Origin of the sequence: Streptomyces sp. NPDC085944 (assembly GCF_040686295.1) — a bacterium.
GTDB classification, from domain to species: domain Bacteria; phylum Actinomycetota; class Actinomycetes; order Streptomycetales; family Streptomycetaceae; genus Streptomyces; species Streptomyces salinarius.
In genome coordinates, this window is record NZ_JBFBJX010000001.1 from 551,660 (window position 1) to 563,912 (window position 12,253).

Consider the following 12,253-nt stretch of genomic DNA (forward strand, 5'->3'; position numbering starts at 1 on the left):
CGGAGAGGCGGTCCGGCCGGGGATCGGCCGGACCGTCCGCATGAGCGCGCCCGGCGGTCAGTGCGGCAGCGTGGCCGGGCTGCCGCCGTTCGCCTCGTACCCCGCCACCGCCAGCGCGCGGTAGACCGCGAACTCCGCCGCCGGGTCGGGCGACAGGGTCCACGGCAGTGCGCCGACGTGACCGTCTATGACCGTCAGCTGGTTCATCGCCTCGGCCCAGCGCTCGCCGCGGACCAGGAAGAAGACCAGGAGATGGCGGACGTGCGCCTGCATCGGGTCGTCCGGGCGGGCCGAGTGCACCGCGTGCAGCGCGCCGTGGACGGCCTTGGTGACGACCTCGCTCTGGTAGAAGCCGCTGACCAGGTTGACCTCGGGCAGGTGCTCGAAGACCGCGAAGAGCGGCATCGCCGCCAGCAGCGAGCCCCGCGGCGCCCGCGCGGCCGCCGCCTCCGCGAAGGAGTACGCCAGCTCGCGCGAGCCGTGCCACTTCTCGCACCAGTACTGCAGGGCGGCCAGGTGCGCGCCCATGTGGTGGGGGGCACGGTCCAGGATCTTCAGCCAGAGCTGCTCGAACTCCTCGCGCGAGTAGCCGAGACCGCGGGCCACCGACAGCTCGACGAGGTACGGGATCGGGTCCCCGGGCGCGAGAAGGGCCGCCTCGCCGCAGGCGGCCTTCGCCTCCTCCATGATGATCCGGAACTCGTCCGTGCCCGGCGTCGCCGTCCGCCACGCCTGCTGCACCAGGAACTCGGCGTGCACCGCCGCGCCGCCCGCGTCCTTGGGCGCCTCCGCCCGCCACACCCGCAGCCACTGCCCGCCCGGAGTCTCCCCGACGCCGCCGGGCCGCTGGCGCAGCTCCAGCGACGCGGCGCCCGCGAAGGCCTGGACCCGCTGCCAGCGCCGCTCGCCCTCCGCCTCCGTGCCGGCGAGGAGCTGCTGCGCCCCCCGGTAGTCCTGGGTGCGCTGCACCAGGTCGAGGACGTCCAGGAGGTCCTGGTCGGGACCGGGCATGCGGACGTCCAGCTCCTCCTCGCGGGCGAAGCCGTAGTTCGCGGGGTCGGCGGCGTCCGGGTGGCCGGGCTCGACCAGGCCGACCGCGCCGCGCCGGCGCCGCGAGAGTTGGAGCAGCACGAAGCCGAGCATGACCAGTGCCATCAGGACCCAGAGAATCTCCATGTCTCAAGCGAACCAGACGCCGCCGACAATTGGCCAACCTGTCCCGTGCCCTGTGGAAAACGCGCGAGGCGTTCCGCACGGCTACCCTCGGTGCCCATGAGCGACAGGCACATCAGTCAGCACTTCGAGACGCTCGCCATTCACGCGGGCAACACCGCCGACCCCCTGACGGGCGCGGTCGTCCCGCCCATCTACCAGGTGTCGACCTACAAGCAGGACGGCGTCGGCGGACTGCGCGGCGGCTACGAGTACAGCCGCAGCGCCAACCCGACCCGCACGGCGCTGGAGGAGAACCTCGCCGCCCTGGAGGGCGGCCGTCGCGGTCTCGCGTTCGCGTCCGGACTGGCGGCCGAGGACTGCCTGTTGCGCACGCTGCTGCGCCCCGGCGACCACGTGGTGATCCCGAACGACGCGTACGGCGGCACCTTCCGCCTCTTCGCCAAGGTCGCCACCCGGTGGGGCGTGGAGTGGTCGGTGGCCGACACGAGCGACGCCGCCGCCGTGCGGGCCGCCCTCACCCCGAAGACCAAGGCGGTATGGGTGGAGACGCCCTCCAACCCGCTCCTCGGCATCACCGACATCGCGCAGATCGCGCAGGTCGCCCGGGACGCCGGCGCCCGGCTCGTCGTCGACAACACCTTCGCCACCCCGTACCTCCAGCAGCCGCTGGCCCTCGGCGCGGACGTCGTCGTGCACTCCCTGACCAAGTACATGGGCGGTCACTCCGACGTCGTCGGCGGCGCGCTGATCGTGCGCGACCAGGAGCTGGGCGAGGAGCTGGCCTTCCACCAGAACGCGATGGGCGCGGTCGCCGGGCCCTTCGACTCCTGGCTGGTGCTGCGCGGCACCAAGACCCTCGCCGTGCGCATGGACCGCCACAGCGAGAACGCGACGAAGGTCGCCGAGATGCTCTCGCGGCACGCGCGCGTGACGAGCGTGCTCTACCCGGGGCTGCCCGACCACCCGGGGCACGAGGTCGCCGCCAAGCAGATGAAGGCGTTCGGCGGCATGGTCTCCTTCCGCGTCGAGGGCGGCGAGCAGGCGGCCGTCGAGGTGTGCAACCGCGCGAAGGTCTTCACGCTCGGCGAGTCCCTGGGCGGCGTCGAGTCGCTGATCGAGCACCCGGGCCGGATGACGCACGCCTCCGCCGCGGGCTCGGCCCTGGAGGTGCCCGCCGACCTGGTGCGGCTGTCGGTCGGCATCGAGAACGCCGACGACCTGCTGGCCGACCTCCAGCAGGCGCTCGGCTAGGAAGCGGGGCTCACCAGCCCTCCCAGTCGGTCACGGGTGGGGTCGTCTCCGAGGGCGGCTCCACCCACGGCTGCACGGTCAGCGCCCACACCGCGAACGCCACGGCCGCTGCGCCCAGCAGCAGCCACAGCAGGCGCCGGACGGCCCTCCTGCGCCGCAGTATGCGGCCGCCCCGGCGGACGGCCTCCGCGTAGAGGTCGGGCGGCACCCTCGGCGGCGACTGCTCCATGATCTGTCGCGCGGCGGCCTCGCGCCCGGCGCGGTTCACCGGCACCCCCGCCCGCGCCACGCGCGCGTGCCGGTCGTGGCGGTGCCCTTCGCGCACGTCGTCGTGGTCGTGCCCGTACGGCGGCCGTCCCTCTCGCCCGTCACGGCGTCGCCGCCTTCGCCTTCGCCGTCACCGACCGGGGCGGTGCGGGCGGCGGGTGCAGCAGGGCGGCCGTCGCCCGGTCGCAGATCGTGCGGATGCGGTCCACCGGCAGGCCCAGCAGCGCGGACGCCTGTTCCTCGGCGACGCCCTCGTACAGCCTGAGCACCAGGATCAGCCGTTCGTGCGGGTCGAGTACGCCCAGCGTGCCCTCGGGGCGCCGGCGCATCCGGTCGAGCACGCCGTACCGGTGCCAGATCTCGCGGGCGAAACGGGCGGCCAGGTACTGGCGGGCGCGGTCGTACGGGTCCTCCCCGTGCAGCCCGTCCCAGCCCGCGTAGGTGTGGGCCAGGCTCAGCGCCAGCAGGCGCCGCGCGCGCGGGTTGGCGTCCGGAGCCTCGGCGGTGAGCAGGGTGGCGGCATGCAGCAGCCGCCCTGCCGCGCCCGCGACGAACGCCTCGAACTCGCGGGCCCGACGGGCACTGTGGGACGCATGCCGGTCTCGCACCGCGCCTCCCGCCCAGACGGCGACGAACCCTGAGGTCTCATATCAGGCCAGGGGCGGCCCGCCGGTCAAGGGTTCGGTCGAACCCCGCCGTCGAAAGCTCCCGAAACCCCTGGAACCCGTCCACCGAAGGTCGTTCAGGAGCCCGGGGTATCCGTGGCCGCCGCGCCGGAGGGGGCCATACGGGCGGACAGGGCGCCGTTGAAGCGCGACAGGAGCGTGCAGAACGCCTCGCGCTCCTGCGGGGCCCAGTCGCGTGTCAGCTCGGCCATGAGCTGACGCCGGGAGGAGCGGACCTCCTCGAGCCGTGCCACGCCGCGCGGGGACAGCTGGAGGACCACCGCGCGTCCGTCCTCGGGGTGGGAAGTGCGCTTGACGAGTCCGGTGTCGACCAGCGGGGCCACCTGCCGGGTGACCGTCGAGGAGTCGATGCCCATGCTCGCGGCGAGCGCCTTCACACCCATCGGGCCCTCTGTGTCGAGGCGGTTGAGCAGCAGGTAGGCGGCGCGGTCCATGGAGTTGCGCACCTGCCCGACCCCGCCGAGCCGGGTCTGCTCGGCGCGGCGGGCGAAGAGCGCGACCTCGTGCTGGAGCGTCTCGAGAAGACCGGTGTCACCGGCGGTCGTCATGTCCATCGACATTTCAGGCGTTGTGGGCATGGCCGGGGGCTCACTTCGTGGAGGGCTGCTAATTGGGGGACAGGGTACGCGGCCGGACGGCAGGGCGTACCTGCGCGGGACAAAGCGGGTCTCGGAGGTTGGTCACAACGCCGCGCGGCGGCCGGGAACTGCGATGCTGGAGGGTATGAGCTACAGCACAGCGCCCCGCGTCGCTCCCGTCACCCTCGACGACGTGCGCGGAGCCCAGAAGATGCTCTCGGGCGTGGCGCGGGTGACGGCGATGGAGGGCAGCCGGCACCTGTCGCAGCTGGTCGGCTCGCCGGTGCACTTCAAGTGCGAGAACCTCCAGCGGACCGGCTCCTTCAAATTGCGCGGCGCCTACGTGCGGATCGCCGGGCTGCTGCCCGAGCAGCGTGCCGCGGGCGTGGTCGCGGCAAGCGCGGGCAACCACGCGCAGGGCGTGGCGCTGGCGTCGTCGCTGCTGGGCGTGCGGTCGACGGTGTTCATGCCGAAGGGGGCGCCGCTGCCGAAGATCAGCGCGACCCGCGAGTACGGCGCCGAGGTGCGGCTGCACGGCCAGGTGGTGGACGAGACGCTGGCCGCCGCCCAGGAGTACGCCGAGCGGACCGGCGCGGTGTTCATCCACCCCTTCGACCACCCCGACGTCATCGCGGGGCAGGGCACGGTCGGGCTGGAGATCCTGGAGCAGTGCCCCGAGGTGCGGACCGTCGTGGTCGGCATCGGCGGCGGCGGGCTGGCGGCCGGCATCGCGGTCGCGGTCAAGGCGCTGCGGCCCGACGTGCGGATCGTGGGCGTGCAGGCGGAGGGCGCGGCGGCGTACCCGCCCTCGCTGGCGGCGGGGCGCCCGGTGGCCGTCGAGAACCCGGCGACGATGGCGGACGGCATCAAGGTCGGGCGGCCCGGTGACGTGCCGTTCGGGATCGTCGGCGACCTGGTGGACGAGGTCCGCACCGTCTCCGAGGACGAGCTGTCCACCGCCCTGCTGCTGTGCCTGGAGCGGGCCAAGCTGGTCGTGGAACCGGCCGGGGCGAGCCCGGTGGCGGCGCTGCTGAGCACGCCGGACGCCTTCGCGGGGCCGGTGGTGGCGGTCCTGTCCGGCGGCAACGTGGACCCGGTGCTGATGCAGGGCGTGCTGCGGCACGGCATGGCCGCACAGGGCCGCTACCTGGCGGTCCGGCTGCGGCTGACGGACCGGCCCGGGGCCCTCGCCACGCTTCTGGGGGTGTTGTCAGTGGTCGACGCTAACGTCCTCGATGTGAGCCACGTCCGAACCCATCCGCGGCTCGGGCTCACGGAGGCGGAGGTCGAACTGCACCTGGAGACGAAGGGACCGGAGCACTGCGCCGAGGTCGGCCGGGCCCTGCGCGAGGCGGGCTACACGGTCATCGACTAGCCGCCTTCGACCCGGACCGGCCCCCGACCAGGGGCGACAGAAACTTCGTCACTCGTTCGAGCAACTCCATTGTAAGACGCGATACATCGCGTTATGGTGTGTTGTAATCGCTCGCCGAATCACTCGCTGAGCGCGGCGAAACGCACAAACCTAGGCTTTCCGAAGAATCCCCGACGACGTGGAGACTCATATGCCAGGCGCCATCTATGCCGAAGGCCTGGTGAAGACCTTCGGCGATGTAAGGGCTCTGGACGGCGTCGACCTCGACGTGCCCGAGGGCACGGTCCTCGGCCTGCTCGGGCCGAACGGCGCGGGCAAGACCACCGCCGTCCGCTGCCTCACGACCCTGCTGCGTCCCGACAGCGGCAGGGCGGTCGTCGCGGGCATCGACGTCCTCAGGCAGCCCAACGAGGTACGGCGTTCCATCGGCCTCTCCGGCCAGTTCGCGGCGGTCGACGAATACCTGACCGGCCGGGAGAACCTGCAGATGGTCGGGCAGCTCTACCAGATGAAGAGCAGGGCCGCGAAGGCCCGGGCCGGCGAGCTGCTCGACCAGTTCCACCTCTCCGACGCCGCCGACCGCCCGACGAAGACCTACTCGGGAGGCATGCGCCGCCGGCTCGACCTGGCGGCCGCCCTGGTGGTCTCCCCGCCCGTCATGTTCATGGACGAGCCCACCACGGGCCTCGACCCCCGCAACCGGCAGGAGCTGTGGGAGGTCATCAAGCAGCTGGTCGCCGGCGGCACGACCCTCCTGCTGACCACGCAGTATCTGGAGGAGGCCGACCACCTCGCGCACGACATCGCCGTCGTCGACCACGGCCGTGTCATCGCCCGCGGCACCTCCGACCAGCTCAAGGCCCGCACCGGGGGAGAGCGCGTCGAGGTCGTGGTCCACGAGCGGGACCGCATCGGGACGGCCTCCGAAGTGCTCGCCGGTTTCGGGAAGGGCCCGACCACCGTCGAGGAGCACACCCGCAAGCTGACCGTCCCCGTCACCGGCGGTGCGAAGCTGCTCGCCGAGGTCATCCGCGAACTCGACACCCGCGGTATTGAGATCGACGACATCGGTCTGCGCCGCCCCACCCTCGACGACGTCTTCCTCTCCCTCACCGGCCACGTGGCCGAGGCGGCGGACGAGACGAACGGCCCGGCGGGCGACGCCGGCCACGAGCAGGAGAAGGAGACCGCCAAGTGAGCGCCGCCACCGACGCGCCGCCGGCCACGGCGCCCGCCAACCCCATCGGCCAGTCCCTGCGGGACTCGCTGGTCATCGCCCGCAGAAACCTGATCCGGATGACCCGGATCCCGGAGATGGTCCTGTTCGGGGTCATCCAGCCGGTGATGTTCGTCATCCTGTTCACGTACGTCTTCGGCGGTTCCATCAAGGTCGGCAGCACCACCGACTCGGACGTCTACAAGAACTTCCTGATGGCGGGCATCTTCGCGCAGACCGTCACCTTCGCCACCGCCGGATCGGCGGCCGGCATCGCCGACGACATGCAGAAGGGGCTCGTCGACCGCTTCCGGTCCCTGCCGATGGCGCGCGGCGCCGTGCTGACCGGGCGGACGGTCGCGGACCTGGTGCAGACGTCGATCACCCTGCTCGTCCTTGCGATCGTCGCGCTGCTCGTGGGCTGGCGCCCCGGGTCGCCGGATCCGACCAACATCGGGCGGGTGCTCGCGGGCTTCGGGCTGCTTCTGCTCCTGGGGTACGCCTTCACGTGGATCGGCGCCCTGATCGGCCTGTCCGTCCGGACGCCGGAGGCGGCGACCTCCGGCGGGATCATCTGGCTGTTCCCCGTCACCTTCGTGTCCAACGCCTTCGTCGACCCCACCCAGATGACCCCCTGGCTCCGCCACGTCGCCGAGTGGAACCCGTTCAGCGCGGTCGTCCAGGCGTGCCGCGAGCTGTTCGGGAACCCGGGCGTCGTGCAGTCGGACGCCTGGCCCATGCAGCACCCGGTCTGGGCGACGCTCACCTACTCGATCGTGATCGTCCTGATCTTCAGGACCCTGGCGGTGCGCAAGTACCGCAGAGCGGTCGGCTGACGCCGAGATCGGGAGGGACGACCGGTCGGCAGGACGACGACGAGCCCCCGGTGTCGCGGGGACGCGGGGACACCGGGGGCTCGTTGGCGGTGGGCGGTGGGCGGTGGGTCAGCCGTTGTACGGCTCCGCCCTGAGGATCTTCACCGAGGCCATCTTGCCGTTCGGCAGCTCGTACTCGGCGTCGTCGCCGACCTTGTGGCCGATGACGCCCGAGCCCAGCGGGGACTGCGGGGAGTAGGTCTCGATGTCCGAGCTCGCGTACTCGCGCGAGGCGAGCAGGAAGGACAGCGTGTCGTCCTCGTCGCCGTCGAAGGCGATCGTGACGACCATGCCGGGCGCCACCTCGCCGCCGGCGGCCGGGGCCTCGCCGACCTTGGCGCTCTCGAGCAGCTGGGTCAGCTGGCGCACGCGGAGCTCCTGCTTGCCCTGCTCTTCCTTCGCCGCGTGGTACCCGCCGTTCTCACGCAGGTCCCCCTCCTCGCGAGCCGCGGCAATCTTGGCAGAGATCTCGGTGCGCGCAGGACCAGTAAGGTATTCAAGCTCCTCCTTGAGCTTGTTGTACGCCTCCTGGGTCAGCCAGGTGACGTTCTCGCTGGTCTGGGTCACGGGTGCTCCTCGTTGGTACTGGGAATACAAATCAACGCCCTACCCAGAAGGATGTTCCTTCACGGAAGGGCGAAACCACGAGCCTAACAATTGAGTGGCCGAAGGGGGAGGACATAAGCCACCAGATTCATGTCACCGCAGGTCAGGTGAGAGGTATTGGCGCCCGGGGCCCCGCCGGATCACTCCGGATGGCAGCCGAGCAGCTCGGCCGTCGTCCCCGCGGCCTTGGTCCGCAGGGTGACGACCCTGTCGATGCGGGTCTCGTCCCCGGCGAAGCGGAAGTCGGCGCGGCCCACCTCGTCGCCGTCCTCCGCCTGGGAGCGCACCGTGCAGTAGCCGGTGACACCGGCGTCCTTGCGGACCTCCAGGTGCACCCGCACCGAGTCCTCGGCGAGCTCGAACCCGATCAGCTCACCGCTGATCTTGTTCTGGCCGACGTAGTGGTAGCCGAACCAGCCGATCAGGGCGAGCAGGAGTGCGCCGAGCACGGCGCCGACGACCTTGAGCGTGCGGTCGGCCTGCTCGTCCGAGGAGCGGCCGTAGCGGCCCTGAGGAGTCCGCGTGCTAGCCGTGCTCATGATCGTCCTCTCCGGGTGAGCGGGTCCGGGTTCCCGGGCCCCGGAATTATTCCGCTCCCGATTCGGTCACTATAGAAGCCTGCGATTGCGCCGCTGCACGCCGGGGCGCCGACTGACCGAGGATTGAGTCTTGACTGACCAGCTGCGACTGATGGCCGTTCACGCACACCCCGACGACGAGTCGAGCAAGGGCGCGGCCACCATGGCGAAGTACGTGTCCGAGGGGGTGGACGTGCTGGTGGTGACCTGCACGGGCGGGGAACGCGGCTCCATCCTCAACCCGAAGCTCCAGGGGGACGCGTACATCGAGGAGAACATCCACGAGGTGCGCAGGAAGGAGATGGACGAGGCCCGGGAGATCCTGGGCGTGGGGCAGGAGTGGCTCGGCTTCGTCGACTCCGGCCTGCCCGAGGGCGACCCGCTGCCGCCGCTGCCGGAGGGCTGCTTCGCCCTGGAGGACGTCGACAAGGCGGCCGGTGAGCTGGTGCGGAAGATCCGCTCCTTCCGGCCCCAGGTGATCACCACCTACGACGAGAACGGCGGTTACCCGCACCCCGACCACATCATGACCCACAAGATCACGATGGTGGCCTTCGAGGGCGCGGCCGACACCGAGAAGTACCCGGAGAGCGAGTACGGACCGGCGTACCAGCCGCAGAAGGTCTACTACAACCAGGGCTTCAACCGTCCCCGCACCGAGGCGCTGCACAACGCGCTGCTGGAGCGCGGCCTGGAGTCGCCCTACGAGGACTGGCTCAAGCGCTGGGCGGAGTCCGAGCGCAAGGAGCGCACCCTCACCACGCACGTGCCCTGCGCGGACTTCTTCGAGATCCGCGACAAGGCGCTGATCGCCCACGCCACGCAGATCGACCCCGACGGGGGCTGGTTCCGGGTGCCGATGGAGATCCAGAAGGAGGTCTGGCCCACCGAGGAGTACGAGCTGGCCAAGTCCCTCGTGGAAACCTCCCTCCCCGAGGACGACCTCTTCGCGGGCATCCGCGACAATGCCTGACATGAGTGCAAGCGCAAGCCTGGCAATGACGCACCTCGTCACTCTCGCCGAGCTCGACGAGGACAAGGTCACCCCCGGTGTCCTCGGGTTCATCGTGTTCGCGGTGATGGCTCTGGCGGTGTGGGGACTGATGAAGTCCATGAACCGTCACATGGGCAAGGTGGACTTCAAGGAGCCGGCCGACCCGGACGCGTCCGGCGGCCCGGAGGCGAAGCCCCAGCGGGGCTGACCCCCGGCAGCCGTCCCGAGGGCGGGCGGGCCCGGTCTCAGGCCGTGACCGCCACGCCCATCACCTCCCTCGCCTGGCGGCCCGGGACCATGCCCAGACGCCAGGCCTGCCAGCCCGTCTCCAGCTGCACGCCGCGCTCCAGGAGGAGCTGGTAGGCGTCCACGTAGTCGTCCAGCTTGGCGTCGCGGGCACGGTGCCGGGCGCGGGCCAGCTGGGCGAGCTCCTCCTGCGCCACGGCCGTGCCGACCTCCACCCCGCCGGGGGCGGCGTACGGCAGCAGCGTGCAGCGCAGGAAGCGGGCCCAGTCCTCGCCCCGCCGGTCGCCGTACCCGGCGAAGAGGGCGGCCGCCTCGTCGCACAGGGCCAGCGCCTGCGGCGTGCGCGCGTTGCCCGCGTCCACGACCGCCAGCTCCAGGCACGTCCACGCCTCGCCGTGCCCGACGCCGATGCGCTGGAAGTCGGCGCGGGCGTCGACCAGGAGCTGGCGGGCGAAGCCGGAGTTGCGCAGCGAACCGGTCTGGGCGGCCCGCTGGTCCCGGGTGACCCGCGCCGAGTGGTGCCGGGCGCAGGCCAGGCCGTACACGTCCCGCATGCGGGAGAACATCGTGCGGGAGCGTTCCAGCTCGCGCACCGACTGGTCCAGGTCGCCGGTCTCCTCCAGCGCCTGGCCCAGGTAGTAGACCGTCCAGGCCTCGCCGCGGGCGTCCTCGTTCTCGCGGTGCCGGGCCGCCGCGCGCCGCAGCTCGTCCACCGCCTCCAGGGCGTCGCCGTCCACCATGCGGGCCCGCGCCAGCTGGGTCAGCGCCCAGGCCTCGCCGCGCGCGTCCTGCGTGCGGCCGTACAGGTCCAGGGCCGCCCGCAGGTCCGACTCGGCGCCCGGCACGTCGCCCATGCGCAGATGCAGCTGGCCGAGCTGGAAGTGGGCCCACGCCTGGCCGTGCACCGACTCGCCCGCGCGGTGCAGCACCAGTGACTCGGTGAGCAGTTCCAGGGCCTCGGCCAGCCGGGCCCGGTCCCGCTGCACCGCCGCCAGCGCGTGCAGCGTCCACGCCCGGTCCGTGGCCAGCTCCGGCGCGGCCTGCAGGTCCAGCGCCTCCTGGAGCTTGGCCGCCGCGTCGGTCAGGTTGCCCTGGTGGTGCAGCGTGATCCCCAGCGAACACAGGGCGCGCGCCGCACCGGCGTCGTGGTGGGCGTCCCGGTACAGGTCGACCACGGAGGCCAGCGTCGTACGCGCCTTGTCCAGTTCGCCGAGCTGCCGGGCCGCGATACCGGTGCGCCACTGCACCGAGCGCACCAGCAGCCCCTGGTCCACGGACTGCGCCAGCTCGCTGATCTCACCGAGCCGGTAGAGGTCGCCGCGCAGCAGACAGTAGTCGCACAGCGCGCCCAGCAGGTTCAGCACCGTGCCCTGGTCGACGCCCTCCGCGTGCCGGAGCGCCGCCGTGATGAAGCTCGACTCGTCGTCCAGCCAGCGCAGCGCCTCGTCCAGGGACGTGAAGCCGTACTGCCCGAACTGGTTGGAGCGGGTCGACATGTTGCCGTCGACCAGGCGCAGCACGGAGTCGGCCAGCTCGGCGTAGTTCGCGATGAGCCGTTCCTGCGCGGCCGTCCGCTCGCCGGGCTCCTCCTCGTCGGCGAGCCGGGCGCGGGCGAAGGCGCGCACCACGTCGTGCAGGCGGTAGCGGCTGCCGCGGACGTGGTCGATGAGGCCCGCCCGTGACAGCGCCGCCAGCTGCCGGGTCGCCTCCGACTCGTCCGTGGCCAGCAGCGCGGCGGCCGCGGCGGCACCCAGCGAGGTGCGCCCCGCGAGCGCCAGCCGGCGCAGCAGCCGCCGGGCCGGCTCCGACTGGTCGGTATAGCGCAGCCACAGCGCCCGCTCGACCGGCTCCACGGGACCGTAGGCGCCCAGGTCGCTCGCCAGCGCGCGCGGCGAGCGCGACCCCAGCGCCGACCCGGCGATCCTGAGCGCCAGCGGCAGCCCGCCGCACAGCTGCCGGATCAGCTCGCTCGACTCGGCGTCGTACGGCCCCGACGCGTCCTCCGCGGCGGCGGCCAGCAGCTCCTCCGCGCCCGCCGCGTCCAGCGCCTCGACGGGCAGGTCGTGCACCCGCGCCGGCAGGTCGGGCGGGAGCCGCAGCGCCTCCCGCGCGGTGACCAGCACCAGGCTGTCCGAGCGCTCCGGGACCAGCGCGCGCACCTGCTCGGGGTCCGAGGCGTCGTCGAGGACGACGGTGACCGGGACGCCCGTCAGATGCTGGTGGTACAGCTCGCTGAGCCGCTTGACCTGCTGGTCCGCGGAGGACCGCTCCCGGAACAGCAGCTGCTCGCGCGGCGCCCCGAGCCGGTTCAGCAGGTGCAGCAGGGCGTCCCGGGTACTCAGCGGCGACCCGCCGCCCGTCCCCGAACCGCCCGCTCCCGTGCCGCCGTCCCCGAGGCCACCGGC

Annotated in this window: 13 protein-coding genes; 6 read left to right on the plus strand and 7 right to left on the minus strand. The window is 72.2% G+C overall.

All coding sequences use genetic code 11. The features are described 5' to 3' along the window. Positions 1 to 57: 57 nt before the first annotated feature. On the minus strand, positions 58 to 1,176 hold the full coding sequence (locus tag AB0P07_RS02720; RefSeq protein WP_365544048.1) for a hypothetical protein: 1,119 nt from the start codon (positions 1,174 to 1,176) through the stop codon (positions 58 to 60). A 96-nt stretch (positions 1,177 to 1,272) separates the two neighbouring features. On the opposite strand from AB0P07_RS02720, the gene AB0P07_RS02725 reads away from it, so the two are divergent. After that, entirely contained in the window at positions 1,273 to 2,427 is a 1,155-nt protein-coding gene (locus tag AB0P07_RS02725) for a cystathionine gamma-synthase (RefSeq protein WP_365544051.1), read from the plus strand. 10 nt (positions 2,428 to 2,437) lie between these two features. Here the strand turns inward: AB0P07_RS02725 and AB0P07_RS02730 are convergent, their stop codons facing one another. The 3 genes from AB0P07_RS02730 to AB0P07_RS02740 all read right to left on the minus strand — a co-directional run bounded on the left by AB0P07_RS02730 (position 2,438) and on the right by AB0P07_RS02740 (position 3,940). Continuing rightward, positions 2,438 to 2,695 (minus strand): hypothetical protein, encoded by a 258-nt coding sequence (locus tag AB0P07_RS02730; protein ID WP_365544525.1) that lies wholly within the window; start codon positions 2,693 to 2,695, stop codon positions 2,438 to 2,440. Between the two features lie 100 nt (positions 2,696 to 2,795). Beyond that, positions 2,796 to 3,302, minus strand: a complete 507-nt coding sequence (locus AB0P07_RS02735) for a sigma factor-like helix-turn-helix DNA-binding protein (protein ID WP_365544054.1) — start codon at positions 3,300 to 3,302, stop codon at positions 2,796 to 2,798. 134 nt (positions 3,303 to 3,436) lie between these two features. Next, the gene (locus tag AB0P07_RS02740) at positions 3,437 to 3,940 is read right to left on the minus strand and encodes a MarR family transcriptional regulator (RefSeq protein ID WP_365544057.1); all 504 of its coding nucleotides are present in this window, start codon (positions 3,938 to 3,940) and stop codon (positions 3,437 to 3,439) included. Positions 3,941 to 4,103: 163 nt separating this feature from the next. Between AB0P07_RS02740 and ilvA the strand changes: the two genes are divergently transcribed. From ilvA to AB0P07_RS02755, 3 genes are all read left to right on the plus strand, one after another. Then, positions 4,104 to 5,333, plus strand: a complete 1,230-nt coding sequence (gene ilvA / locus AB0P07_RS02745) for a threonine ammonia-lyase (protein ID WP_365544060.1) — start codon at positions 4,104 to 4,106, stop codon at positions 5,331 to 5,333. A 190-nt stretch (positions 5,334 to 5,523) separates the two neighbouring features. Next, positions 5,524 to 6,531 (plus strand): ATP-binding cassette domain-containing protein, encoded by a 1,008-nt coding sequence (locus AB0P07_RS02750; protein WP_365544062.1) that lies wholly within the window; start codon positions 5,524 to 5,526, stop codon positions 6,529 to 6,531. Further along, positions 6,528 to 7,385 carry an ABC transporter permease gene (locus tag AB0P07_RS02755; protein WP_365544065.1) on the plus strand — a complete coding sequence of 286 codons (858 nt, stop codon included), beginning with the start codon at positions 6,528 to 6,530 and terminating at the stop codon, positions 7,383 to 7,385. Before AB0P07_RS02750 ends, AB0P07_RS02755 begins: the two co-directional genes overlap by 4 nt. Before the next feature lie 108 nt (positions 7,386 to 7,493). Here the strand turns inward: AB0P07_RS02755 and greA are convergent, their stop codons facing one another. Next, complete coding sequence (greA, locus tag AB0P07_RS02760) at positions 7,494 to 7,991, minus strand: transcription elongation factor GreA (RefSeq protein ID WP_365544068.1); 498 nt, start codon at positions 7,989 to 7,991, stop codon at positions 7,494 to 7,496. A 179-nt stretch (positions 7,992 to 8,170) separates the two neighbouring features. Further along, positions 8,171 to 8,569, minus strand: coding sequence for a DUF4307 domain-containing protein (locus AB0P07_RS02765; RefSeq protein WP_365544071.1), 399 nt, complete (start codon positions 8,567 to 8,569; stop codon positions 8,171 to 8,173). A 151-nt stretch (positions 8,570 to 8,720) separates the two neighbouring features. Between AB0P07_RS02765 and mca the strand changes: the two genes are divergently transcribed. Both mca and AB0P07_RS02775 read left to right on the plus strand, forming a co-directional pair. Continuing rightward, positions 8,721 to 9,581 carry a mycothiol conjugate amidase Mca gene (gene mca, locus AB0P07_RS02770; RefSeq protein ID WP_365544528.1) on the plus strand — a complete coding sequence of 287 codons (861 nt, stop codon included), beginning with the start codon at positions 8,721 to 8,723 and terminating at the stop codon, positions 9,579 to 9,581. Then, entirely contained in the window at positions 9,574 to 9,810 is a 237-nt protein-coding gene (locus AB0P07_RS02775; protein WP_365544074.1) for a hypothetical protein, read from the plus strand. The genes mca and AB0P07_RS02775 overlap by 8 nt, the downstream gene beginning before the upstream one ends. Before the next feature lie 37 nt (positions 9,811 to 9,847). Here AB0P07_RS02775 and AB0P07_RS02780 read toward each other — a convergent pair. Beyond that, positions 9,848 to 12,253, minus strand: a 2,406-nt coding sequence (locus tag AB0P07_RS02780) for a tetratricopeptide repeat protein (protein ID WP_365544077.1), incomplete at its 5' end; no start/stop codon positions are given.

Excerpts from the sequence above, each read along its gene's own strand:
- AB0P07_RS02720 (WP_365544048.1), bottom strand. The coding sequence starts at position 1,176 with ATGGAGATTCTCTGGGTCCTGATGGCACTGGTCATGCTCGGCTTCGTG.
- AB0P07_RS02725 (WP_365544051.1), top strand. The coding sequence starts at position 1,273 with ATGAGCGACAGGCACATCAGTCAGCACTTCGAGACGCTCGCCATTCAC.
- AB0P07_RS02740 (WP_365544057.1), bottom strand. The coding sequence starts at position 3,940 with ATGTCGATGGACATGACGACCGCCGGTGACACCGGTCTTCTCGAGACG.
- ilvA (WP_365544060.1), top strand. The coding sequence starts at position 4,104 with ATGAGCTACAGCACAGCGCCCCGCGTCGCTCCCGTCACCCTCGACGAC.
- AB0P07_RS02750 (WP_365544062.1), top strand. The coding sequence starts at position 5,524 with ATGCCAGGCGCCATCTATGCCGAAGGCCTGGTGAAGACCTTCGGCGAT.
- AB0P07_RS02765 (WP_365544071.1), bottom strand. The coding sequence starts at position 8,569 with ATGAGCACGGCTAGCACGCGGACTCCTCAGGGCCGCTACGGCCGCTCC.
- mca (WP_365544528.1), top strand. The coding sequence starts at position 8,721 with ATGGCCGTTCACGCACACCCCGACGACGAGTCGAGCAAGGGCGCGGCC.
- AB0P07_RS02775 (WP_365544074.1), top strand. The coding sequence starts at position 9,574 with ATGCCTGACATGAGTGCAAGCGCAAGCCTGGCAATGACGCACCTCGTC.